We start from the raw sequence: 23,600 nt of genomic DNA on the forward strand, positions 1-23,600 counted from the left end.
CGAAGTCGGCGCGGGTCGGCGCGTCAGCGGGCGGCGAGGCGGGTGGCGCGCAGCACGGCGTCCGTCAGCGCGGCAGCCTCGCCGTCGGGCCCGGTGGCGCTGCGGTGACGGGTGTCCATGACGTCAATCCGCCACTCGGGCTCCGCGATTCCCAGCTCGCGGGCCAGCTGCTCCGCGGTATAAAACCGTTCCGCCGCGTGATCATGGTGCTGGCCCCACGGCGGCAGCCCGTCGGGGTGGTGGCCCACGATCAGCAGCGTGCCGCCGGTGCGTACCGCTGCGGCGGCCAACTGCAGGGCCTGCTGCCAGGGCATCACGGTGGAGTGCAGGAACTGGGCCGTGACCAGATCGAACAGCTCGGTGGGAACCCAGGTGGCCAGGTCCTGCCGCACCCAGGTGATGTTCCCGCCCTGGCCGCGTTCCTGCGCATGCGCCTCGGCGCGCTCCAGCGCGACGGCGGAGACGTCGACGGCGGTGACTTTCCAGCCGCGGCTGGCGAGCCAGATGGCGTCCGCTCCCTCGCCGCAGCCCAGGTCAAGGGCGGTCCCGGTTGGCAGGTGCGCGGCCTCGGCGATCAGCTGCGGATTCGGCTCGCCGCTCCAAATTCTGGCCCGGCTGCGGTACTTTTCGTCCCACACCTGGGCCGCACTGACAGTGCTGCCGTGCTCGGCGTGCTCGGGGTGCTGGTGTTCCGTCATCGTTGTCCTCGCCGGTCTTGGGGTGTCGGGTTGCGGGTCCGTTTCCCACATCATGGCAGGGGAAGGCTGCGGGCGACACCCGGAAAATCGGCTGGACCCCGAAATCGACACACGAAGATCACCGCCCGGAAACGCCCGCGAAACCTCGGTGGTGGAGGCTGAAGCCGGAGAACGGAACGACGCTGGGGTGCATCCGGATCTAAGGAAGGAACAGGCCATGACTGTAGACGTTGCGCAGCAGGTGACATCGTGTGAGGAGCTGTCGGTGGGGGACCAGATTGAAGCGTGGCACAACGGGAAACTCTTCCACCGGGGCGAGGTCATCCGGACGGTGGCGGCCACGGACCTTTTTTGGATCCTGGACGAGCGGACCGGAACCCGGAAGTTGATCGACGCCGAGGTGCTGGTGATCCGGCGGGTAGCAGTCCCGGCAGCCAGGAACGGTTCCGCCGCCAAATGCGGTTCAGTGACCGAGCGCAGTTCGGCGGACACGGACCGTTCGGCGGCCGCGGGCAGGACGCCCGGACGGGCGGCGTCGGAGGCTCCCGCGCCCGCAGTGCCGGCGTCGCACGTGCCGCTGTTCCAGGCCCCCAGCCTGGCGGGCTGAGCTGGTGAGCCGGGGCGGAAGCCGGCCCTGGCCTCGCTTGATGATAGACTGAGGGAACTTGATGTGCAGTGATGCCCACTTTGGTCTTGAATGATCGGTCCGGTTCATCAACCGGTTCCCCTGCGGATTCCTTTCGGATTCAGGTAGGGAGTGGGATTTTTTCATGTGAGAGGCACATCCTGCGTCGATGAACGCGTTCTATTTGGTCCCGGCCGCCGCCCTAACTGGCAGCTGGCCGGTTGATCACCTGACTTTTCTTCGGCGAACCCCTGGGCCAACCGGCACCGGGGGCCGATATCCGCACGGATACCGCCTGAAAGACCTCTGAAACATATGACTACTTTTGCTGCGCTCGGCACGCCCAAGGCACTCGCCGACACCCTCACCGCCCAGGGAATCGTTGAACCGTTCCCCATCCAGGTCAAGACCCTCCCGGACACCCTGGCCGGACGCGACGTCCTGGGCCGCGGCCGCACCGGATCCGGCAAGACCATTGCCTTCGCCATCCCGCTTGTAGCACGACTCGCTGAGCGGGAAGCCAAGCACTTCCGCAAGCCCGGCCGCCCGATGGGCCTCGTCCTCGCGCCGACCCGTGAGCTGGCCACCCAGATCAACGCCACCATCGAGCCGATGGCCAAGGCCATGGGCCTGAACACCACGGTCATCTACGGCGGCATCTCCCAGGCCCGCCAGGAAAAGGCCCTGCGTGCCGGCGTCGACATCGTCATCGCCTGCCCGGGCCGCCTGGAGGACCTGATCCGCCAGCGCGTCCTGACCCTCGAAGGCGTCGAGATCACCGTCCTGGACGAGGCCGACCACATGGCCGACCTCGGCTTCCTCCCGGTGGTCAAGAAGCTCATGGACATGACCCCCAGCCAGGGCCAGCGCCTGCTGTTCTCCGCCACCCTGGACAACGGCGTGGACAAGATCGTCCAGCGCTACCTGTCCAACCCCCTGACCCACGCCGTGGATGAATCACAGGCCGCGGTCACGACCATGGAACACCACGTGCTCGTCGTCAACGACCAGACCGTCAAGAAGCAGCTGATCGTCGAGCTCGCCTCGGGCGCCGGCCGCCGCGTGCTCTTCCTGCGCACCAAGCACCACGCCCGCAAGCTTGCGAAGACCCTGACCGACGCCGGCATCCCCGCCGTCGACCTTCACGGCAACCTTTCGCAGAACGCCCGTGACCGCAACCTGGCCGAGTTCTCCTCCGGCGAGGTCCGCGTCCTGGTCGCCACCGACGTCGCCGCCCGCGGTGTCCACGTCGACGACGTCGAGCTGGTTATCCACGTGGATCCGCCCACGGAGCACAAGGCGTACCTCCACCGCTCTGGCCGTACGGCCCGCGCCGGTTCCGACGGCACCGTGGTCACGCTGACCCTGCCGGAGCAGCAGTCCGACGTCAAGAAGCTCATGAAGGCTGCCGGCGTCGACGTCAACTTCGAACGCGTCACCGCCAACTCCCCGCTGGTCGCCGAACTGGTCGGCGAAATGGCCGACAAGATCGATCCGCGCACCCGCGCCGCACTGCTGGCCGCCAAGTCTAACCAGGGCGGCGGCAGCTCCACGGGTGCCAACGCCGAGCGCAAGCGCGCCCGCCGCACCACCCAGGCTGCACCCACCGCGGGTGGCCGGGGCGGCCGTGGCGGACGCGGACGCGTCGGAGCCGAAGCTCCCCGCACCGACCTTCCCCGCGCCGAGCGCCGTGCCGTGGCCTACGAAGGCCAGGCCGCAGCGCGCAACGCCGCGGAGCGCGTCATTGAGCGGAACGAGGACCGGCAGGATGCCGAGCGCGCCGAACGCCGCAGCACCCGGGCCCGCGCAACCTCGTACGGCACCCACCGGAACGACGTTCCGGCCGCCGGCGGCCGCGCCTCGGCAGGCCGCGGCTCCGACGGCCGCGCCGCAGAAGGACGCAGCGACGCCCGGGGCGCTTCGGCTCCCCGCAGCGGCGCACCCCGCAGCGGCGCACCCCGCAGCGGCGCCCCCCGCACGGGTGGCGCAACCGGCGGCCAGCGCGGCGGGCGTCCGGCAACGGGCCAGCGTGCAGCTGCCGGCGCCAAGACCGGCAACACCGGTGGCAACTCGGCTGTCTGGTCCTCCAACACCGGCGGCACCTCGGGCGGCTCCTACGCAGGCGGCGGCAACGGCCGCTCCGGCGAAGGCCGTCCGGCACGCAGCGGCGGCCCCCGCCGCGCGTCGGCCCCGGCGTCGAACGAACGCCGCAGCCGCTAAGGTTCCGCGTTCTCGCTACATAAAGTAGCTCGCGCTACGCGAAATGCCGGACGCTACGGGAATACCGCAGCGACCGGCATTTCGCGTAGCGCAAACCACGAAGCGCGGCGCCAGCTACCAGCCGCGGGCGCGCCACTCCTCCAGGTGCGGGCGTTCCGCACCCAGGGTGGTGGGCTCGCCGTGGCCCGGATGCACCACGGTGTCATCCGGATAGGCCCCGAACAGCCGCTCGCTGACATCGCTGATCAGCTGGGCAAACCGTTCCGGATCGTTCTGGGTGTTGCCCACGCCGCCCGGGAACAGCGAGTCGCCGGAGAAGATGTACGCCGGGCCCTCCGGGTCCTGGTACACGAGTGCGACCGACCCCGGGGTATGGCCGCGCAGGTGCACTGCCGTCACGTCGAAGCCGTCGAAGTTGCCGACGTCCCCGTGATCCAGCAGCACATCCACCGGCACCGGCAGCTCCGGGGCGTCCTCCGTCCCGGCCGCCGTCTTCACGCCGGTGGCCGCCACCAGGCCCGGCAGCGCCCGGACGTGGTCCCAGTGCTGGTGGGTGGTGGCAACCAGCGCCAGCTTCGGCGTCGCGGAGGTATCCGCGGCGGCGTCGGCAAGCAGCCCCTGGATGGCGGCCAGATCATCGGCCGCATCGATCAGGAGCTGCGCACCGGAGGCTTTGCTGGTGAGCAGGTACACGTTGTTGTCCATCTCGCTGACCGAAATGCGGCGGATGGTGATGTCACGTAACGAGTGAATGAGCGAGTCCATGGGCTTCAGTCTACGAAAGACGCTGTTCACGGCCCTGGGACACCCAGTTGGGGTCCGCGGAGCGGGAGCCGACGACGGCGTCCGCGGCGGCGTCGAGTTTCTCGAGTTGCGCTGCGGTGAAGTCGAGCGACAATGCCCCGAGGTTCTCGTCGACCCGGTCCGCCCTGCGGGTGCCGGGGATGGGGACCACGGGCAGCCCCAGCTTCCGTCCCTGCGCGAGCAGCCAGGCCAGCGCCACCTGGGCAGGAGTTGCAGCCTGCCCGGCGGCGGCAAGTTCAGCCGCGACGGACTGCACTGCCGCGACCACACCCTGGTTTGCGTCCAGTGCCGCCTCGGCGAACCGCGGGATGTTGCGGCGGAAGTCGTTGCTGCCCAGCTTCGACGCGTCCACGGTGCCGGTGAGGAATCCCCGGCCCAGCGGAGAATAGGGCACAAAGCCCACCCCGAGCTCGGCCGCGGCAGGAACAACGTTGAGTTCCACGTCGCGGCTCCAGATGGACCATTCGCTCTGGACCGCGGCGATCGGGTGGACGCTGCTGGCTTCCCGCAGCTCCTCGGCCGTCACCTCAGACAGGCCGAGATGCCGCACCTTTCCGGCCTGTACCAGCCCCGCCATGGCCTCCACGGTTTCCACTATCGGAACGCGGAGGTCACGGCGGTGCATGTAGTACAGGTCGATGGTGTCGGTGCCGAGGCGTTGCAGGCTGCGGTCCACGGCCTGCCGCACATACGCGGCGTCGCCCCGGATGTCCGAATAGCCCGTCGCCGGGGTGCCCACCAGTCCAAATTTGGTGGCCAACTGCACCTCGCCCCGGCGTTGCTTGAGGAGCCGGGCGATGAGCTCCTCGTTGCTGCCCCCGCCGTAGATGTCCGCCGTGTCGATGAAGCTGACCCCGGCATCCACCGCATGGTGCAGGGTCCGCAGGGCTTCGGCCGGATCCACCTCCCCGTACACCGGGGTCAGGGCCATGCCGCCGAACCCCAGGGGACTGACCATCAAACCGTCGCCGAGCATGACTGTTGCTGCCTTCATCGGGGCCTCTCTTTCGCTGTTTCTACCCCCAACCCGTGGCCGTTCCGGTGTATTCCAACGCTGCAGCCCAGTTACTTCCGGCGGACTGCCCGCAGCCACGGCGTGTCGCCCCGGATCACCCGTCCGGACGCGGACTAACTGGGCGGGAGCGCCGGGGAAGCCGCGGATTTCCCGGCCGGCAGCAGCTTCAGCCCGGCAGCGCAGCCCACAATCCCCGCGATGAACAGCAATTTCAGCGGGCTGGCGGGCTCGACGCCGGTCGCCATCGCCCAGCCGACCGTCAGGGCCGCGCCGATCCCCACCCAGACGGCGTAGGCCGTGCCGAGCGGTATGCTTTTCACGGCCAGGCCCAGCCCGGCCATGCTGAGGGTCGCCGTCACGGCGAACACGAGGGTGGGCAGCGGCCGGGTGAACCCGTCGGACAGGCCCAGGGCCGTGGCCCAGACCGCCTCCAGCACGGCGGAGGCGAGCAGGATAAGCCATGCCAGGGTGGCGGCCGGCGCTTTAGTTGCCGGGTTCGGTGTGCGGTTCGCAGCCATGGTCACGCCACCAGCTTCAGGCCGGCGACGCACGCCACGATCCCGCCGAGCAGCAGGATCCGCGCCGCCGTCGCGGGCTCGACCTTGGTGATCATGGCGTAGGCGGAGGTCAGCACCACGCCGACGCCGACCCAGACGGCGTAGGCGGTGCCGGTCGGGATGGACTGCATGGCGATGGCGAGTCCGCCGGTGCTGGCCAGCACGGAAACGAGGAAGACGGCGGCCGGCGCGATCCGGCGGCGGCCCGTGGCCTGCGCGGTCCGGTGCAGGGCGGCGGCCCAGACGGCTTCCAGCGAGCCTGAAAGAATAAGAATTAACCACGACATGACAGCTCCTGTGGCCAGTCTTGTCGCGTGCCGGGTACTGAACCGTCGTCCGGAGGTCCCTGAGGCAGGGCCTTGATTCCAGCCTAGCAACGCCCCTGCGCCGAGGCGAATCCACGCAACGATGGGCGAAGACCCACTGCAGGGCGCTCCCCACCCGGCCCCCTCGTCTCGCAAGTCCGGCCAGGGAACCGTCCCGGGGTGCGCCCCACCATCGAGTGCTCCAGAACCGCCCTTTTGAGGGTCCATAACGGCGGTTCCGGGGCACTCGATGAGAGGGGGCGCGGGTCAGAGCGCGGTGGCGCCGCTCCAGATCCGGAACTTCCGGCCCACGGGATGGACGCTGCAGCCCTCCGCCGCGGCGGCGAGGTCCCCGGCGGCGATGTCCGGGGCGGCCGAGACGATGGCGCGGCCGTCCGGGTTGACCAGCGTGGCGCGTTCGCCGATCCGGCGCAGGGCAGGCATGGCGCCGCGCTCCAGCCGCTGCACGGTGACGTCCATCCCCACGATGCCCACCACGGGACCGTCCGCGCGGCAGAAGACCGGGTGCGTGAAGGTCAGGACGTATTCGTCCGTGCACAGGAAATCCACATACGGCCCGGTTACATGGGCCTGCCCGGTTTTCACCGGGACGCGGAACCACTCGGACTTGACATAGCGGCTGATGGAGTTGGGGCTGAAGTTGGCGAGGGCGTCCACGTGCTCCAGCTCCTCGCCCTGCCACCATGCGATGTAGCTGCGCTCGGGCCCGAGCAGCCCGGCGTTGGCAAGGAATCCTGCGCCGGCCACGTATCCGTCGGGAGCCCTGACCAGTTCCTCGACCACCGGCCGGATGAGTTTGTCCACGGCGGTGCCGGTGACCTTGCCGGAGAGCGCGGCCAGGGCGGTTCCCGTGTCCGCAGCCCACGCAGCAAGCCGGTCCTCGATCCCGGTGATGGCAGCGTCCAGTTCTCCGGCACGCAGGGTGGTGGTGTCTATGGAGGCGGTGGTTTCAGACATGGGGGTCGCTGCCTTAGCTCGAAGGAACCGGGATGGTCAGTAGCGTTTGGACTGCTCGGTCAGCAGCCAGTCCGTGGTGGCGGCGACCAGCGCTTTCACCGCGGCTTCCGCGGCGGCCGGCTGGCGGGCCTCGACGGCGGCCGCGACGTCCCCGAGGAGCCCGGCGGTCGTTTCGCGGTAGCCGGCGTCGCCGCAGGGCAGCAGCGTGAGGGTACCAAGGTCGGCCTGCAGCCGGATCAGTTCCCGGGCCAGCCGGGCCGAGCGGGCGATGGCGGCCACCTCGAGCAGGAACTCGGAGAGCGCCAGCCGCCAGTGCGGCGGATCCGCCTCCGCCGTTGGGATGAAGGAACGCAGCGTGGCCACGTCCGCGGCGTCGGAGCGCCGGGCCGCGACACTGGCGCAGGCGGCGGCGATGGCCTGATAGTGCAGCCCCAGGTCGCTGATCTGGAGGCGGGTCAGATCCCGCAACTGGTCCAGGGCCCGTTCCCGGGAGGGCAGGACGTCATCGGCGATGAAGCTGCCACCGCTGCGTCCCCGCGCCGTGCGGATGATGCCCGCGGTCCTCAGCTGGGACAGCGCCTCGCGGGCGGTCACGGCAGAGACGCCCAGGGCGGCGGCGAGTTCGGTTTCGTTGGGCAGCCGCTGGCCGCTGGTGAGCAACCCGGTTTCCACCGCCTGCTCGATCCGGCCGCACACCTCGTCCACCAGGCCCCGTGACCTGATCGGCGTGAACACGGCCGCGAGGCTGCGGGAGGCGCCCTGCGGTGTCAGCAGCATCCCGGCCTCCCTCGCAGTTTTGGCGTCGTGTCCCCGGCACCTGGCCCTGGCATCCGGGAGCCGGCGCGCTGGGGCCGCTGGCGCCCGGTTGATGCCATCCTAATCCGGGCTTTCGCAGGGGTCTATACACAAAACCTATGGAGTAATAGTATTTGGCCAGCAGCCCGTTGTGTCCTGGATCACATCCTGCTGTGTCGCATCTAAGACGATCCGGCAACGGAGTTAGGCGCACCCCATGACCGAAACGCTCGCCGCCGGAACGCATGCGGAAACGGACGCGGTGCCGGCGATCCGCCTGCGGAACCTGACCAAGGTCTTCGGGGACACCGTCGCCGTCAACAACCTTGACCTGGACATCCGCCAGGGCGAGTTCTTCTCCATGCTCGGGCCGTCGGGATCCGGCAAAACCACCGTCCTGCGCCTCATCGCGGGCTTCGAGCTGCCCACCTCCGGAAGCATCGAGCTCGAGGGCAAGGACGTCACCGGCATGGCGCCCTTCGAACGGGACCTCAACACCGTTTTCCAGGACTATGCCCTGTTCCCGCACATGTCCCTTGTCGACAACGTCGCCTACGGCCTGCGCGTGCGGGGCATGCCCAGGAGGCAGCGACAGGAGCGCGCCCGCGAGGCCCTGGAACGCGTGCAGCTGGGGAAGTTCGTCGGACGAAAGCCCGCCCAGCTCTCCGGCGGCCAGCGCCAGCGGGTGGCACTGGCCCGGGCGCTGGTGGTGCAGCCGAAGGTCCTGCTGCTGGACGAGCCGCTCGGCGCCCTGGACCTCAAGCTCCGGCAGCAGATGCAGGTGGAACTCAAGGAACTGCAGCGCTCGCTCGGCATCACCTTCATCTTCGTCACCCACGACCAGGAGGAGGCCCTGACCATGAGTGACCGGATCGGTGTCTTCAACAACGGGAGCCTGGAACAGATCGGCACGGCGCACGAGATCTACGAACGCCCGGGCGGGACATTCGTGGCCAACTTCGTCGGCACCTCCAATATCTTCGACGCCACCCAGGCCCAGGAACTCTACGGCCGCGCGGAGCAGGTCTGCATCCGGCCGGAACGGCTGCGCCTTTCCTGGACGGCGGCGCCGGAACCGCGCGCCGGCGTCACCTCCCGGCCCGGAACCGTCACCGCCCTCGTCTACGTCGGGCACGCCACCCAGGTGCGGGTGCAGCTCGACGACGGTCCCGCCGTCGTCGTCCTCGCGCCGGAGACGCTGCCCGGCGGCGACGCCGAACTGGTGGACCGGCGCGTCACGGTGAGCTGGGACGACGACGCCGCCGTCTGGCTGCCGCCCGCCGGCTCCTAAAGCTTCAGTAGTTCCCAGGCGGACCCAGTTTCACCCCCACAACGAAAGGTAACGATCATGGCAACAAGGACTAGGGCCTCCCTCGTGGTCGGGGTGGCCGCGGCGGCAGCGCTCGCTTTGGCGGGCTGCGGCACCACCGGCGGGGGATCGGCCAGCCCGTCCGCGCAGCCGGTGAAAACTGAAATCGGCCAGGGCGAGGGGCAGCTCACCATCCTGGGGTGGCCGGGCTACGCCGAGGACGGCAGCAACGACCCCGCCGTCGACTGGGTGACGCCCTTCGAAAACCAGACCGGGTGCAAGGTGAGCTTCAAGCCCTTCGGCACCTCGGACGAAGCGGTGACACTCATGCGCACCGGCCAGTACGACGTCGTCTCGGCCTCCGGTGACGCCTCCCTGCGGCTGGTTGCCGGCAACGACGTGGAGCCCGTCAACATGGATCTGCTGAAGAACTACGCCGACGTTTACCCGTTCCTGAAGGACAAGGCCTGGAACACCGTGGACGGCAAGAACTACGGGATGCCCCATGGCTGGGGAGCCAACCTGCTGATGTACTCCGAGGACACCGTCACCCCGGCACCCACCTCCTGGCGCGCCGTGTTCGACGACGCCGCCCAGCACAGCGGCAAGGTCACCGCCTACGACTCGCCGATCTACATTGCCGACGCCGCCGTGTACCTGATGGCCCACAAGCCGGAACTCGGGATCAAGAACCCCTACGCGCTGGACAAGGACCAGCTCGCGGCATCCGTGGACCTGCTGAAGCAGCAGCGCCAGCACATCGGCGAGTACTGGAGCGACGTCGTCAAGGAGGTCCAAGCCTTCGCCAGCGGCAGCACGGTGGTCGGCACCACGTGGCAGGTCGGCGCCAACATCGCCGTGGCGAACGGGACCAAAGTGAAGACCCTGCTCCCCGAAGAGGGCGCCACCGGCTGGTCGGACACCTGGATGATCGGCTCGGACTCCAAAAACAAGAACTGCGCCTACCTGTGGCTCGACTACATCGCCAGCCCCGAGGCCAATGCGGCGGTGGCGGAGTACTTCGGCGAATCGCCGGCCAACCCCAAGGCCTGCGAACTGACCAAGGACAAGGCACACTGCGAGACCTTCCACTCCGGTGACGAGGCCTACGCTAAGCAGATCTGGTACTGGACCACCCCGGTGGCCGAATGCCTGGACGGCCGCACGGACGTCAAGTGCACGGATTACTCGGAGTGGACGAAGGCCTGGACGGAGATCAAGGGCTGACATGACGCTCCAGACGCAGCACCCGGTCCCCGGGGCGCCGCCGGCCGCCGTCGTGCCGCCTCCCAAGCCCCACAGGTTTTCGGCGCTGCTCCACCGCTCGCCGAACCTGCGGCTGGCGGGGCTGGTGACCGCTCCCGCCGGCTGGCTGGTGCTCGTCTACATCGCCGCCCTCGCGGCGTTGCTGGTGACCGCGTTCTGGACCGTGGACACCTTCACCGGCAAGGTGTCCACGGAATGGACCACCGAGAACGTGGTGACGGTCCTGACGGATCCGGTCTACCAGCGGATCACCCTGCGGACACTGTGGATCGCCATCGCCGTGACCCTGATCGACCTGGTCCTGGCGCTGCCCATGGCGTTCTTCATCGCCAAGGTGGCCAGCCCCCGCTGGCAGAAGCTGATGGTGGTGGCCGTGCTGATGCCGCTGTGGGCCAGCTACCTCGTCAAGGCCTACGCGTGGCGGAACGTGCTTGCCGACGGCGGCCTGCTGGAGTGGCTGGGGGCGCCGATCGGGCTGGAGTCCCCGGGGTACGGCGAAACCGCGGTGATCCTGACGCTGGCCTATATCTGGCTGCCGTTCATGATCCTGCCGATCTACGCGGGATTCGACCGGGTACCGGATTCGCTGCTGGAGGCCTCCGGGGACCTGGGTGCGAAACCGCTGACCACCATGCGCCTGGTCATGTTTCCCCTGCTGGTCCCCTCCATCATTGCCGGGACGATCTTCACGTTCTCGCTCTCGCTGGGGGACTACATCACGGCCCAGATCGTCGGCGGCACCACCCAGATGCTCGGCACCGTGGTTTACGCGAACGTCGGGGCCGCGAACAACCTCCCGTTCGCGGCGGCCGTCTCGCTGGTCCCGATCGCGATCATCACGCTGTACCTCTTCATCGTCCGGCGCTCCGGCGCCCTCAACAGCCTGTGAGCAGTGGCGGCGTTTAGCCCCGAACAGGCGGCAGGAGCACCATGAGACTTTCCCGAAGCGCCAAGGTCATCCTCGGCGTCGTCACCGCGCTGGTGTTCCTGTTCATCTATCTTCCGCTGCTGCTGGTGGTGGTGAACTCCTTCAACGCGGACCGGACGTTCGGCTGGCCGCCGCAGGGGTTCACGCTGGAATGGTGGGGGCGGGCGTTAGATTCCACCGGCGTCCGCGAGGCCCTGGTGTCCTCGCTCTGGGTGGCGGCGGTCTCGACAATCATTTCGCTGGTGCTGGGGACACTCCTGGCGCTGGCGCTGCTGCGCTACAAGTTCTTTGGCCGGGACGTCATCAGCCTGCTCGTGATCCTGCCGATCGCGCTGCCCGGCATCGTGACCGGCATCGCTTTGAACAACATGTTCACCACGATCCTGGGCGTCTCGCTGAGCATGTGGACCGTCGTGATCGCGCACGCCACCTTCTGCATGGTGACCGTGTTCAACAACGTCATTGCGCGGCTGCGCCGGATGCAGGGCGGCCTGGAGGAGGCTTCCGCGGATCTGGGCGCCGGCGTGTTCACCACGTTCCGGCTGGTCACGTTCCCGCAGCTCCGCTCCGCCCTGCTGGCCGGCGGCCTGCTGGCCTTCGCGCTGAGCTTCGATGAGATCATCGTGACCACGTTCACCATCGGCGCGGGGGACACCACACTGCCGATCTGGATCCTGCAGAACCTCTTCCGGCCCAACCAGGCGCCGGTGGTCAATGTCGTCGCCGTCGTCCTGATCGTCGTCTCGATCGTGCCGATCTGGCTCGCACAGCGGCTGTCCGAGGACTCCGTGGGCATCGGCGCCACGCGGGTGAAGGTGACCGAGGGCTAATCCGCGACGCGGTCGATCGACACGACGGCCAGGAAGCCGCGGCCCAGAATCTCGGGGGTGTCGGTATCGGAACCGGCGACGGCGTCGTAACGGTTCAGCGTCGTAGGCTCTGCCGCCTGCGTCCCGGCGGAGCCCGCGGCGGGCTCCGCGCCGCCGGTGCCGGAAGCGACCGCCGCCTGGCCCTGCAACAGGATCCCGAACTGGCCCTCGAACACGGGATGCGCCCGCTTCTTGGAGAGTTCGATGATGGACGTGTAGCCCTTGAACACGCCCGAGCGGGTGATGACGTTCAGGTCGCGGATGTCGCCCGTGGGCAGCGCCCCGGATGCGGCGGCGTCGCCGGAGAAACGGAAGGGACGGAACTTCTCAAGCGGGTGCTCGGCGCCGTCGACGCTCAGCAGCAGCAGTTCGCCCTCCACCACCGTGAGGACACGGTCCATGCCGGGGTACGCCGAGAAGTCGCCAGCCTTGGACACGTCGGCGATGCTCACCCGCCAGTCCCAGCCGGCTCCCGGGGCGTGCGCGGGGGCGGCCGCGGGATGGCTGGCCAGTTCGCGGGTCACCCCGCCGCCATTGCGCCAGGGGTGGGCTTTCAGCTCGGCATAGCGGATGATCTCCATCCCTCCACCCTAGCGGCCGGGCCGCCCGCGGGTTCCGGACGCCGCAGCGCCGGCCGGTAACGTCATCCCGTGTCCCGTCGCTGCCACTGCCACTGCCACTGCCACCGGCGCCGAGGTCAGATTTCGCGCCCATGTTCTGGACGAGTATGGGCACCAAATCTCACCTCGGGGGCCGGTGGGGCGCCGGCTTGCCACGGTCCTTGCTAACGTCGGAGGCAGAAACAGGGTAAACACCGGAGAAGGAGCCGAATGTTCGTCAAGGTATGCGGGCTCAGCACCCCCGAGTCGGTCCGGGCCGCCGCCGAAGCCGGGGCGGACGCCGTCGGCTTCGTCCTGACCCGCAGCCCCCGCGCAGTGACGCCGGCGCAGGCACGGGAACTCCTGGCCCACGTCCCGGGCGGTCTCCCCGCCGTCGGCGTCTTCCGGCACGAAGCCGCGGCGGACGCCGTCGTGCTGGCCCGCGAGGCCGGGCTGGGCTGGGTCCAGCTCCACGGCGACCGCACGCCGGCGGACGTGCGCACCGTGCACGACGCCGGACTCAAGCTCATCCGGGCCGTGACCATGTCCGCCGCGCCCGAGGCGTTCGCGGACTGGGGCGAGGACCTGCTCCTGATCGACGCCGCCGTCCCCGGCTCCGGCGAGGCCTGGGACTACGCCTCGGTCCGCGCCAAGGGGCTGGCGGGCCGGGCCTGGTTGCTGGCCGGCGGGTTGGATCCGGCCAATGTTGCTGACGCGGCGGTGCAGTCCGGAGCCTGGGGGGTTGACGTGTCCTCGGGGGTTGAATCGGCCCGGGGCGTCAAGGACCTCGACAAGATCCATGCGTTTGTGATCGCCGCCAGGTCAACGGGCGCCCCGACCCGCGGTCCTAATAGCTGAGCCGCTTGATGATTACGTCGTCGATGTACTCATCGCCCTTCTGCCGGCTGTGCTCGGCCCCCAGCTGAACCTTGCTCAAGGTTGTGGCATTCATGTTGACCGCTGTGCTGGAGTATTTCAGCGAATTGTCCAACCACACCTGGATCGTTGACTGGGAGCCGTACGTCCTGACGCGCATGGCGACTCGATGCCAGGCGTTCATGGAGACGCTTCCGGCGGTCAGTTTCGTGTAAACGAACGCCCCGGTGGGCGAGGTGACGCGCAGCCACAGCTGCCCATTGTTGTTGTAGCGGTAGACGTCGGCAATCCGGGTTGAGCCGGAGAAAAAGCGGAAATACGGAACATTGCTGCCCGTATTGCCTGCGGCGGTGATGTTGAACCAGCCGTCGGCGTACGCCGTCTTGGTGGTCGTGGTGAAGGGCATGGACAGGTTTGCCAGGGAGCCGGAAGTGTCGGTCACGTGCAGCTTTGTCGATTTGGTTCCGGTTTTTTTTAGGGCGGTCGAGATGGAAACCGTGCCGTTCCCGCCCACCTTTGGAACGAGGCCGCAATAACCGCCGGACTCAAAGCTCGTGTCCAATACGGTGGTACCCGGAAACGAGTTTGACGGTGAGGGCTCGCAGATTGCAGCGGTAGCCGCCGGAGCGGAACCAAAAACCAGGCTACCGGCGACTAGCAACCCGAGGGTCCCCGCCGTGCTGAGTGCTTTCAGTGTTCTCATTAATTCACTCTCAGTATCAGTTGGTGGTGTAATCCGATGTGTGCGGGCTGGCCCAGCGGCGTGGGCAGGCTGGTGCCGCTCAGAGAAGGCGCATCAGCTGCGCTACTACCGAGAGACCTATGACGGAAAGAAGAGCAGCCGTCGCATATACAGCGGCCCGCGGGAGTTGTTTCTCGGGATTCAATACCCGCAATACATCGCACGTCACGAGCGCGGTGATGGCGGCCAGCCCGGTCAGGAAGACCATCATTTCGCACCTGCCAACAAGCCCCGCGACCGCTTGGCCTCGAGTGCCAGCAGACCGAGGGTGAGAAGGGCCAGGAAGCACACGCCGGCCGGGGGTGACCAGAAGAGTGCATAGATCATTGCTGTCGAGACGAGTGTTGACATCGCGAGACTGAAGGCAATTGCCACCGCGATGGCAAGGGGAAGCGCCCCGCTGCTCTGCCCGGACGGCGGAGGGCCGAACCGGAGCAGAAGGACCAGGGCCGTTCCCGGACCGGCGAGCATCAGCAGCCCGATGACGGCCAGTCGAAGGCCCTCGGGACCGAAAAATGACAGCGGCACGGCGGCTATGGCGACGGCGGCCGTCGCATAGGTCACGTACCGGCGTTCAATTGCCATTTCTAACTCCTTCAATATGGAAGATCACGCCATCTTCGTTCTTGAAAACTGTCACCCAGCCAGGGCTGTTGCCGCACGTCGCGACAAAGTTCTGCAGGTCCCCTGCCGGTGTTGCACCGAAGAGTTCTGCCGCGTGCATCTGGCTCTCCGTGACAATGAGGTAGGCCCCGGAACGCGCGGCTATCTTGTTGGCGGCATCACACGTCAGCGGGCTTGCATCAGGCCGGGGCGCGACGGGAACCAGCGCCCTGTAGTCGTACCCGGCGTAGTGCTGGAACTTCCACGGCGTGTTGCGCACCCCTTCGATGAGCACGGAACCGGCGGGTGCGGTCTCATAGAGGTGGTTCACCAGAGCGATTTCGTTGGGAGTGAAGCTCTCCATAACTTCGTTGCCGTAGCGGGAAACGATCGTGGTTGTGGCGAGAACAGCCCCCAGCAGGAAGAGGGCAATGCCGCGTCTCAGACCCGGGCCGGTGGGTTTGTCCGACATCAGCGGAAGGACGGCCAGGCATACCGCGAACGGCAGGCTGAAGAGGAAGATCCGCAGCAGCAGCTCGCCGCCGTAGGGCTGGATCGGGATGAGGACCAATGACGCGAGTGCGCCGACCGCGGCCGTTAGCCACGGCGTCCCGCGCCGCCAGCCGACGACAGCCCCCACGACAGCCAGTATCCACAGCACCGCCACCTCGGCCAGACGCGTGTAGACGACAAACATATGGGCGTCGCTGCCGGACACCCTCGAACTCAAGCTGCCGAAGGCGTTGGCGCCGATGTCTCCGAAGGAGCCGAACAGCTTGTCATAGTGACCCGCCAGGTACGCGTATGCCGCAAACACCAGCCACCCCACCGGGAGCACCACGGCCAGCACCGGCAGGAAGCGGAGCCGCAGCCGTCCGGTCAGCAGGAACGCGGCCAGAAGGGGGATTACCGCAAAGGGAGTCAGCTGGTGGGACGCCGTCATCGCAACGAGGAGTACCGCACAGACCACGACGAGGACGGCACTATCTTGCTTGGACGGACCGGGCAGGCCTCCCTGCGGGATGGCAGTGTCCAGTTTGCCGACGATCCGCGCCAGCCCAGTGGAAAAGCGGTTCCGGTCGGTCCGCCATGCCCACCCGGTAAAAGTACTGAGGATGCAGGCAACGAGGACCAGGAGGAGTATGAAGGCGTAGGCCTGCGGCGCCAGATAGTCTTGGCCGACCCAGCTGGTCAGATAGAAGAGCCAGACGGCTGCCCAGGCCTGGCGGCGGTGGGCCGTCAGCTGTGTTGCCAAGGCCAGCAGCGGCGCCAGGAGGATCAGGTTGACTCCGATGGGCGCCCACGCCGCCACAGCCATCAGGTCCCTTACTCCGCTTGCGCCTGCGAGCATTCCCAGCAGATCGAAGAAGCCGGGCCAGTTGAAGTACGCATCCAACGTAGGGTCCAGGCGGCCGGACTGGGCAATGTGGTCGGCAATCCCGAGGTGCCGGTAGCTTGCCTCCAGCCGCGGGAGGCCGTGGATGATCGGGTCGGCCCCATGCAGGAGTACCACCGTGACCAATACCTGCCAGGTCTGGAGGGCCGCATTGAATCGAGGAAGGCTCAGCGAGGCTACGAATCCGGCGAGGCTGAGAGCAAGGGCCACGAAATAGATGGGCGGGAGCTCCAGAATCAGGCCGGAACCTCCAAATTGCAAGGGATCGACGCTGGCCAGGCCCCAGATTCCGAGGATCAGGGCTACCGCAGCGACGGCGGCGAGTGCGCCGATTTGCCACGCGGGCGTCGTCCCGGGCCCGCTGTCGGACGGTGGTTTCCCTCCGCGGTCACTCACGCTGCCCGCCAGGCTCCGCCCGGTAACTATAGGTACGGTGTCAACTGATTTGTGTGTCATGGTGTCTCCTTTCCAGTCGGCTCCTGGTTCGCCGACGAAGGAATCTGGACGGCAGCGGAGGAGGAGGCTTTTGCGTGGGTCAGTACGAGCAGGCGCCAGCTTGCGATTAGTGCCGCCGCTCCCTGCGCCAGGGACCACAGCATAGAAATACCGGTGAGGCCGTACTGGTGGGCAACGGCGGCAGCCGGCACCAGTATCAGGGCCGCAGCCACCCCGGCGACGGCTGTGGATTCAACGAGGCGCCCTTGGGCCCGGCACAGTCCGTAGTACACCTGGGTGACGCAGCTCAGGAGCAGCGCGGGAACAAGGATGGGAATGAGCACCCAGGCCGAGGCATAATCCGGTCCCAGGAAGCGGAGCAGAAAGGGGCCAATTAGGATGAGCAGGCCGCCAGCCACAACCGTCAGCAAGACGCTGGTCCGGATGGCTGAAGAGACCAGGCCGGGCCGCGAGCGCGTTCCGGCCAAGGCCGTCTGAAGGGAAAAGCCGGCCGACTGCGGCACGAAGAAAACTGCCGTCGCCATCATCCAGACGATGTACCAGGCGGCTGTCGGCGCGGGGCCCAGTGTGGCGGCGACGATGAGGGGAAGCAGGTAGCCGGGTGCGCGGTCGGCGAGCATCAGGGCGTGGTTCGGGAGCCCGGGCCTGAGGAGCTTCAGGGCGTTCGGGGGCCGCAGCCCGCGCCGCCAGTCGGGGGACGCCTTGGCGCGGCGGAGCTGGCGCAGCCCCACCACGACACTGGCCAGCGCGCCGGTTGCCACGGCACCGATGACGACCGACAGTTCGTGGATTCCGAACGCGAAGGCGAGCGCCAGTACCGAGAGCTGCACGATGCTCTGGACGATGCTGCGGAAGAGTGCCCGGTCGGCGCGCTCCTGGGCGACGCCAATGTGGTCGAGCTGATAGGCCAGGGCAGCGAGTACGGCTGTGGCGAGGAACAGGACCGTCACCAGCGGGTTGTGCCAGGCCTCGCCGACACCCGAACCGAAGTATCCGGTTAGGGCGGCGAGCCCCGCGGCAACCGCGAGAGTGAAGGTCGCGACAGTCAGCAGACTGGTCGCCATGAGGCGGCGGCCGCCGTCCGTTTCGGCGGGCAGGAGGGTCAGCGTCGCAGGTCCGACGCCGAACATGCCCAGTTGTACGGTCAGGAGCGCCGCCGACACCACTACGGACCCCAGCCCGGTTTGGGCCGGGGAAAGGACGAGCGCAACCAGGGCCCAGAAGAGGAAGCCCGTGACCATCGGGGCCACCCTGGCTGCTGCGAGCCACGCAGCGTTTCCACCAACCGAAAGGGGCCCGCCCGAAGGGCGCAGGATCTCACCGATCATGGAGCGGTAGTTGTAGATGAGGAATCCCGGCCAGTAGGGCAGGTACCGGGGTGCGCGAACAAGGGACATGCCCATTCCGCGCACCGTGGCCAGCAGGGGGAGCGCCACCATCCATCCGGCGCTGGCCGGATGTTTGCGGATTGTCCGGGCCATTCCGGCGCCGTCCTGCTCCCACTGGTCGCGGGCGCCATCGAAGGTGTCGGCAAACCGGTGGCGGACCACCGTCGTGGGTGAGACCCCCAGCCGATAGCCGGCCTTCTCCAGACGGATCCGTAACTCAACATCTTCGCCCGAGCGGAAGGAGTCATCGAAGCCCACCGACAGCAGGAGGTCCCGGCGTATGAGGGTCGCGCAGACACCGAACCAGGAACGCACCCTGCTGTGGTTGTGGTGCCAGGCCAGGGCTGATCCCCAGTATCCGGGCCCGTCAGCTTCGCTGGCCAGCCCGAACTGCAAGCCGTCGAAGTCGCCCGCTTCAAATTCGCCCAGGAGCCGCGCCAGGCTGCCCGGCGGAAGGATGACGTCGGCGTCTATCAGCGTGACAACATCGCATTGGGCGCTCCGGACCCCCATCATTCGCGCAGCAGGCAAGCCCCGCCCCTCGTCAGAGATGACCTCAGCACCGAAGGAGCGGGCGATCTTGACCGTGTCATCGGTCGAGCATCCATCGACCACAATCACTTCGCGGGGGCCCTGATCGGCGATGGATTCCAGGCATTCGCCCAGCCAGGCGGCGGCGTTTCGGGCCGGAACAACCACCGATACGTCAAGTTCGAGCACGTCCCCCACCTCACCCGTCGAGCTTTGAACGCACCACGTTCGCGACGAAGTCCGAGGTCCGGTCCGCGGACCACGTGACAGGAAGCCGAAGCAGCGAGCACGGCACGCCGTCAAGGGCGCGCCGCACCACGGCGGCCTTCTCACCGAAATGCTCTTCCAGGGGGACGAGCCCCGACGCGCCCAAGGCCTCTATGAGACGGCGGGAAACCGTCGGGAGTTCGGAATGGAAGTTCCCGATGATGCGGGAGGTCATCCACTCGGTGCTGCGGGGTTCGAGAAGTGCTTCAGCGCCGTCGAACCGCTCAAGGAAGATGGCCAGCTGCGCCGGGGCTGCCGATGAGATCCGCTCCGCGCCGAAGACCTGTTCCGGGTGCACCATCCGGTGCTCTGGACTCCAGCGCCTCGTGAACGCGGCGGTTTTGGGGTAGCGCACAATGACGGGATGGACGGCCGTGGCCAGATGCGCGACGGGGGTGGTGAGCCAGCCCGGAGCCAAGGGTTTGCGCGTTCCGTGGAAAAGTGCGGGATAGATGGCCCGGTGGTGGGGCTTGATGAACATTGGTTTCGCGTATCCCAGTAGCATGCCGCCGGCGCCCAGGAACGCCCAGTCATCTGCCATGAACCGGACGTCTCGCATGGCAACGAGTTTGGCAACGGTGCTTGTTTTTCCCACCCCGCCCCATGCCGGCAGGAGTACTCCCGCGCCGCGGAAATCGACAACTGCGGCATGGATCATGGCGGTTTCTTCCTGGACGCATAGCCGGTCCAGCAGGGGGATGACCGCGGTCAGCAGCTCACCGCTGCCCTCGATCCGGTATCCGTCCGGTGTTTCGATGATCTGGACGCGGTCCCCGGGGAGGTACAGTGACTCCGCTGTGAAGCGATATGCGTCTTCGGCGTGTGACTGGCCGGAGACCGGCGAAATCCCTTCGCTGATGTGGAGGCGCCTGGCCGCGGAGGATTTGCCCAGAAAGGGGGCGAGCATGTCCCGCAGCTGCGACTCGCCGGGCGTTCCGGGTGCCACCTCTATGCCGACCACGCCATGGACATCAAATCCGGCTCCGCTGGCGGCCCCGGACTGCTCAATGACGTCTCGTTCAGACTGGCTCATAGCGGGAACTTCCTGACGTTGGGACTGCCGGGGCAATCTGTGGGATGTGCGGCGGGTAAACCTGACTCACTGAACTTCCCTCCACGGCTCGTCCTTTGGCGGCGAGCCGGTTTCCGGTACCGCGGATCCGGAGGGCAGGCGGCGGCCGCGGACGTAGCCGGCGGCAGTGACCGCGAGTACAGCGATAATTGCTCCCGCCCGGCTCAGGCCCGCCGGGTCGTTGCCCCGGGTCCAGCCGCGGACCCCGGCGAAGACTGCCCGCGGCAGCACCTGCCGGACGTATCGCCGTTCAGGGCCGAGGGCACGCTTGTGGCCGACCACGCGGCTCACCTGTGCCTTGGAGATGCCCTCGGCCCACGAACGTGCCAGCATGTAGCGCCACGTGCCCCGCTCGGCGGGAACATGGTGGCTGACGAGCGCCGCAGGCTCGTAGACGACCCTGGAACCGGGGGCGCCCATGACCGCCCGGATGCACAGTTCGGTTTCTTCACACGCGAGGGGGACGGCATCCTGGCGGCCCAGCGAGGGGTTGAATCCGCCGACCCGTTTCAGGACTTCGGCGCGGAATGACATGTTCGCGCCGATGACGTTGCGGACCTCGGCGGCGACCCTGGGCAGGCCGCGGTAGGTGCAGCCGACGATCCAGTCCAGTTCCTTGGCGAAGTAGCCCGGCCGTCCCGCCGCCCACAGCGGTTCGACGCGGCCGCCCACTGCGAGGACGTCCGGATCGTCATACATGGCCGCCATGCGTTCGAGCCAGTCCGGGGCGGCTTGGGCGTCGTCGTCAAGGAACGCCACAATCTGGCCGTTCGCGAGCTCGGCCCCGGTATTGCGGGCGCCGGAGAGCCCCTTGGGTCCGTTGTTTTCGACAATCACATCGTCCGGCACCGTGGAGATGAGCCGTTTATACAGATCCATGTTGTAGTCCACGACCACGATCGTCTCTTGCGGGAGCTGCGTCTGGGCCCGGACCGAGTCCAGGGCGCCCATCAGCATCTCCCACCGCTCCTCCGCGTAGGTGCAGACAATTACGGAAACCGTCGGCATCCCTGAGTCGTGGGACATCTTAGGCCCCCGACCCCAGCCCCAGGACACTCTGGGGATCGGTAGGGATGTGCGGCAACATGACATTCGGATACTTGTATTTCACCCGGCGCAGGGCCTCGGGCCGGGCTCCGGCGGTAGGGGCCTCCCAACTGATGCTTTCACGGGCGAGGGTCCGCAGCACGCGCCAGCCGTCCCGGAAAGTATGGAGGTTTGACTTCCCGGAAATGCGGCACAATTCGTGGCTGGGGACCTCCGCGATCCGAAGGCCCGCCCGGGCAGCGCGCACGATCAGCTCGGTCTCGATTTCAAAGCCATCGGACCGCAGCTCCAGGATGTCGACGCACTCCCGGCGGAACGCCAGGTATCCGTAGCAGAGATCGGAGTAGTCACTGTTGAGGACGGCGTTGGCGATCCACGTCAGAACGCGGTTGCCGGAACTCCGCAGCCGGGTCAGGTCATCCGAGCCGCCGCCCGTGACGTAGCGTGAACCCTTCACGAAGTCGTATTCATGCTGGAGCGGTGTGACAAGCCATCCGATTTCCTGCGGATCCATGCTGCCGTCCCCGTCCAGCATCACGATGATGTCACCGGATGCCGCGGCGAATCCGGCCCGCACCGCGTTGCCTTTGCCGGCTCGTGGTTCGTCGACAACCACTACGTCGAGGCGCAGTGCCCGGGCGACGTCGACGGTGCTGTCCAGGGACCGGCCGTCGACAATGACAACTTCGTCAACGTACGAAGGCATCCGGCGCAGCACCCAGGGCAGGTTCATCGCCTCATTGAGCGTGGGAATCACGACGCTGACGGAGGGGCCGGACTGGGGCGACGCCGCTTGGGAGCTAATCTTGCGGTTAAGATTTGGGATGGACATCGGCCTCACCACTCAGGAACTTCTGCTGCCCCAACCACAGTTTGGCCTTAGTGCGAACCGGGAAAGTACAGCCATTTCGCTGGAAAATTGAAAGCATTGGTTAAAATTCCCCCAGCTAGATACTGGTCCGTTTACCTTCCGAAAACCTTGGGTTTACCTGAAGCTTCAACTTTGTGAGCGATGAATTCCCCCGGGCCGGCGCAGGGCACCGCGCCGAGCTACTTGCGCTGAATCCGGAAGGAGTCTGTGAGGCTGTATCCCTCGGCGGGAACAAACCGGGCACTCAAGTCGCCGGCGGTAGCCTTGACGTCCAGCGTGCCGAGGGCGGGGTTTAGGTTCTTGCCGGACCACGTCGCGAAATAGCCCATCTCAGGATCATTGTCCGTGATTTCGTAGAGTCCAACGCCGCCGACGCCGATGGTTGCGAACACCGTTCCGGCGCCCTGCACCATGCTGCTGTCGGAGTCGGTCAGGCAGTTCGCGGAGAAGGATGCCGCCACGAGTCCCGGGCAACGGCTTCCCGTTCCCAGCTGATGTGACCGCTGATAGACGTGATCATGGCCGGACAGCACCAGATCGACCTTTTTCTCGATCAGCATGTTGGTGAATTCCTCTCCCGCCTGGCAGTCATATCTACCCAGGCTGAGACAGGGGACATGCATGCCGACAACGGTCCAGGGAATGTTTTCAGACTTTGCTGCGTCAATGGCGTCCGCGGTCCAGCGCCACCGTTCGCTTCCCCTCGAGTAGTCGAGCGGCCCGTTCCGGAAGTCGATTCCGGGGGACACCAGGATAAAACGGATCACCGGGTTCTTTTCCGGGACGTCCGCGTACCACTGTGTGCCGTAGTCCCCCTGCATGCCGGGCAGCTTATTGGGCAGGCAGCGGACAAAATTTTCGATGTCGCCGTCCTGCCCGTCGCTCTCGTGGTTTCCGGTCACGAGCTGGTACGGCAACTCCGTGCCCAGTTTGCCCGTGACCATGTCGCAGAACTGTTCTTCGAGGCCGGCTTTGTACGAGAAGTCGCCGAGGGCCAGGTTCAGCTGTGGCTTGAGGCTCGCGACGACGTCGAGCACCTTCTTGGCCCCCGAGCCGACACCGATGTCCCCCTGGGCTGTGAAGTGCACTGCGGCATCACCCGGCGGCCTGGGATCGTCCGGCGGCCCGGGCACGCAGGCTGTCGTCACAAGGAGGATCAGGGCCAGAAGGCCGGCCCAGACGCTGGACCTGCCGCGTGTGCGTCGTGAACCGGGCACGATTCCTCACCTTGGATGGATCAGGCTTCCGTGAAAGCCGGGTATTTTTACAGGCCAGACTAACGCCGGGGTGGGCTGAACACCAGATGTCCAGCTGTCGCCGGCCCCTAGCCGGGTACGGTCGACCTCGTTAGCATGCTGGTTGGGGGAATACCCCGATTGCACG

General features: G+C 67.2%; 24 protein-coding genes and 1 riboswitch. Of the genes, 7 read left to right on the plus strand and 17 right to left on the minus strand.

The genetic code is table 11. The features are described from left to right. Nucleotides 1-23 precede the first annotated feature (23 nt). On the minus strand, nucleotides 24-698 hold the full coding sequence (locus tag ABIC21_RS04225; protein WP_354349163.1) for an SAM-dependent methyltransferase: 675 nt from the start codon (nucleotides 696-698) through the stop codon (nucleotides 24-26). 217 nt (nucleotides 699-915) lie between these two features. Here ABIC21_RS04225 and ABIC21_RS04230 point away from each other — a divergent pair, with 217 nt between their 5' ends. After that, nucleotides 916-1,305: a hypothetical protein gene (locus ABIC21_RS04230; RefSeq protein ID WP_354349164.1), complete on the plus strand. Its 390-nt coding sequence runs from the start codon at nucleotides 916-918 to the stop codon at nucleotides 1,303-1,305. 333 nt (nucleotides 1,306-1,638) lie between these two features. Continuing rightward, a complete protein-coding gene (locus ABIC21_RS04235; protein ID WP_354349165.1) occupies nucleotides 1,639-3,543 on the plus strand; it encodes a DEAD/DEAH box helicase in 1,905 nt (634 codons plus the stop codon). Nucleotides 3,544-3,657: 114 nt separating this feature from the next. Here ABIC21_RS04235 and ABIC21_RS04240 read toward each other — a convergent pair whose 3' ends face one another. The 6 genes from ABIC21_RS04240 to ABIC21_RS04265 all read right to left on the minus strand — a co-directional run bounded on the left by ABIC21_RS04240 (nucleotide 3,658) and on the right by ABIC21_RS04265 (nucleotide 7,979). Then, complete coding sequence (locus tag ABIC21_RS04240) at nucleotides 3,658-4,308, minus strand: MBL fold metallo-hydrolase (protein ID WP_354349166.1); 651 nt, start codon at nucleotides 4,306-4,308, stop codon at nucleotides 3,658-3,660. A 10-nt stretch (nucleotides 4,309-4,318) separates the two neighbouring features. Then, the gene (locus ABIC21_RS04245; protein ID WP_354349167.1) at nucleotides 4,319-5,341 is read right to left on the minus strand and encodes an aldo/keto reductase; all 1,023 of its coding nucleotides are present in this window, start codon (nucleotides 5,339-5,341) and stop codon (nucleotides 4,319-4,321) included. Between the two features lie 134 nt (nucleotides 5,342-5,475). After that, nucleotides 5,476-5,880, minus strand: coding sequence for a DMT family transporter (locus tag ABIC21_RS04250; protein ID WP_354349367.1), 405 nt, complete (start codon nucleotides 5,878-5,880; stop codon nucleotides 5,476-5,478). Nucleotides 5,881-5,882: 2 nt separating this feature from the next. Next, on the minus strand, nucleotides 5,883-6,206 hold the full coding sequence (locus ABIC21_RS04255; protein WP_354349168.1) for a DMT family transporter: 324 nt from the start codon (nucleotides 6,204-6,206) through the stop codon (nucleotides 5,883-5,885). 9 nt (nucleotides 6,207-6,215) lie between these two features. Continuing rightward, nucleotides 6,216-6,282: riboswitch (guanidine-III (ykkC-III) riboswitch) on the minus strand. Between the two features lie 209 nt (nucleotides 6,283-6,491). Next, nucleotides 6,492-7,202, minus strand: a complete 711-nt coding sequence (locus ABIC21_RS04260) for a cache domain-containing protein (protein WP_354349169.1) — start codon at nucleotides 7,200-7,202, stop codon at nucleotides 6,492-6,494. Between the two features lie 36 nt (nucleotides 7,203-7,238). Further along, complete coding sequence (locus ABIC21_RS04265) at nucleotides 7,239-7,979, minus strand: FadR/GntR family transcriptional regulator (RefSeq protein ID WP_354349170.1); 741 nt, start codon at nucleotides 7,977-7,979, stop codon at nucleotides 7,239-7,241. Between the two features lie 235 nt (nucleotides 7,980-8,214). Here ABIC21_RS04265 and ABIC21_RS04270 point away from each other — a divergent pair, with 235 nt between their 5' ends. The 4 genes from ABIC21_RS04270 to ABIC21_RS04285 are packed head-to-tail and all read left to right on the plus strand — an operon-like array spanning nucleotide 8,215 to nucleotide 12,330. Next, nucleotides 8,215-9,288: an ABC transporter ATP-binding protein gene (locus ABIC21_RS04270; protein ID WP_354349171.1), complete on the plus strand. Its 1,074-nt coding sequence runs from the start codon at nucleotides 8,215-8,217 to the stop codon at nucleotides 9,286-9,288. 57 nt (nucleotides 9,289-9,345) lie between these two features. Next, complete coding sequence (locus ABIC21_RS04275; protein WP_354349172.1) at nucleotides 9,346-10,533, plus strand: ABC transporter substrate-binding protein; 1,188 nt, start codon at nucleotides 9,346-9,348, stop codon at nucleotides 10,531-10,533. A 1-nt stretch (nucleotide 10,534) separates the two neighbouring features. Then, nucleotides 10,535-11,461, plus strand: coding sequence for an ABC transporter permease (locus ABIC21_RS04280; protein ID WP_354349173.1), 927 nt, complete (start codon nucleotides 10,535-10,537; stop codon nucleotides 11,459-11,461). A 41-nt stretch (nucleotides 11,462-11,502) separates the two neighbouring features. Next, nucleotides 11,503-12,330, plus strand: coding sequence for an ABC transporter permease (locus ABIC21_RS04285; protein WP_354349174.1), 828 nt, complete (start codon nucleotides 11,503-11,505; stop codon nucleotides 12,328-12,330). Here the strand turns inward: ABIC21_RS04285 and ABIC21_RS04290 are convergent. Further along, the gene (locus tag ABIC21_RS04290) at nucleotides 12,327-12,950 is read right to left on the minus strand and encodes a HutD/Ves family protein (RefSeq protein WP_354349175.1); all 624 of its coding nucleotides are present in this window, start codon (nucleotides 12,948-12,950) and stop codon (nucleotides 12,327-12,329) included. The two genes, ABIC21_RS04285 and ABIC21_RS04290, sit on opposite strands and share 4 nt — an antisense overlap. A gap of 249 nt (nucleotides 12,951-13,199) precedes the next feature. On the opposite strand from ABIC21_RS04290, the gene ABIC21_RS04295 reads away from it, so the two are divergent. Beyond that, nucleotides 13,200-13,826: a phosphoribosylanthranilate isomerase gene (locus tag ABIC21_RS04295; protein WP_354349176.1), complete on the plus strand. Its 627-nt coding sequence runs from the start codon at nucleotides 13,200-13,202 to the stop codon at nucleotides 13,824-13,826. Here ABIC21_RS04295 and ABIC21_RS04300 read toward each other — a convergent pair. The 9 genes from ABIC21_RS04300 to ABIC21_RS04340 form a co-directional block, all read right to left on the minus strand. Further along, complete coding sequence (locus ABIC21_RS04300) at nucleotides 13,816-14,286, minus strand: polysaccharide lyase family protein (protein WP_354349177.1); 471 nt, start codon at nucleotides 14,284-14,286, stop codon at nucleotides 13,816-13,818. The genes ABIC21_RS04295 and ABIC21_RS04300 overlap by 11 nt on opposite strands. Nucleotides 14,287-14,626: 340 nt before the next feature. Then, nucleotides 14,627-14,797, minus strand: coding sequence for a hypothetical protein (locus ABIC21_RS04305; RefSeq protein ID WP_354349178.1), 171 nt, complete (start codon nucleotides 14,795-14,797; stop codon nucleotides 14,627-14,629). Then, complete coding sequence (locus ABIC21_RS04310; RefSeq protein ID WP_354349179.1) at nucleotides 14,794-15,171, minus strand: hypothetical protein; 378 nt, start codon at nucleotides 15,169-15,171, stop codon at nucleotides 14,794-14,796. The genes ABIC21_RS04305 and ABIC21_RS04310 overlap by 4 nt, the downstream gene beginning before the upstream one ends. Beyond that, nucleotides 15,161-17,041 carry a hypothetical protein gene (locus tag ABIC21_RS04315; RefSeq protein WP_354349180.1) on the minus strand — a complete coding sequence of 627 codons (1,881 nt, stop codon included), beginning with the start codon at nucleotides 17,039-17,041 and terminating at the stop codon, nucleotides 15,161-15,163. Before ABIC21_RS04315 ends, ABIC21_RS04310 begins: the two co-directional genes overlap by 11 nt. Next, the gene (locus ABIC21_RS04320; RefSeq protein ID WP_354349181.1) at nucleotides 17,038-19,149 is read right to left on the minus strand and encodes a glycosyltransferase; all 2,112 of its coding nucleotides are present in this window, start codon (nucleotides 19,147-19,149) and stop codon (nucleotides 17,038-17,040) included. Before ABIC21_RS04320 ends, ABIC21_RS04315 begins: the two co-directional genes overlap by 4 nt. Nucleotides 19,150-19,159: 10 nt before the next feature. Then, a complete protein-coding gene (locus tag ABIC21_RS04325; protein WP_354349182.1) occupies nucleotides 19,160-20,260 on the minus strand; it encodes a hypothetical protein in 1,101 nt (366 codons plus the stop codon). Nucleotides 20,261-20,326: 66 nt separating this feature from the next. Continuing rightward, the gene (locus tag ABIC21_RS04330; protein ID WP_354349183.1) at nucleotides 20,327-21,325 is read right to left on the minus strand and encodes a glycosyltransferase; all 999 of its coding nucleotides are present in this window, start codon (nucleotides 21,323-21,325) and stop codon (nucleotides 20,327-20,329) included. A 1-nt stretch (nucleotide 21,326) separates the two neighbouring features. Beyond that, a complete protein-coding gene (locus tag ABIC21_RS04335; RefSeq protein ID WP_354349184.1) occupies nucleotides 21,327-22,178 on the minus strand; it encodes a glycosyltransferase family 2 protein in 852 nt (283 codons plus the stop codon). 218 nt (nucleotides 22,179-22,396) lie between these two features. Further along, nucleotides 22,397-23,434 (minus strand): metallophosphoesterase, encoded by a 1,038-nt coding sequence (locus ABIC21_RS04340; RefSeq protein WP_354349185.1) that lies wholly within the window; start codon nucleotides 23,432-23,434, stop codon nucleotides 22,397-22,399. Between the last annotated feature and the right edge of the window lie 166 nt (nucleotides 23,435-23,600).

It is taken from the genome of Pseudarthrobacter sp. PvP090 (assembly GCF_040547365.1).
Classification (GTDB): domain Bacteria; phylum Actinomycetota; class Actinomycetes; order Actinomycetales; family Micrococcaceae; genus Arthrobacter.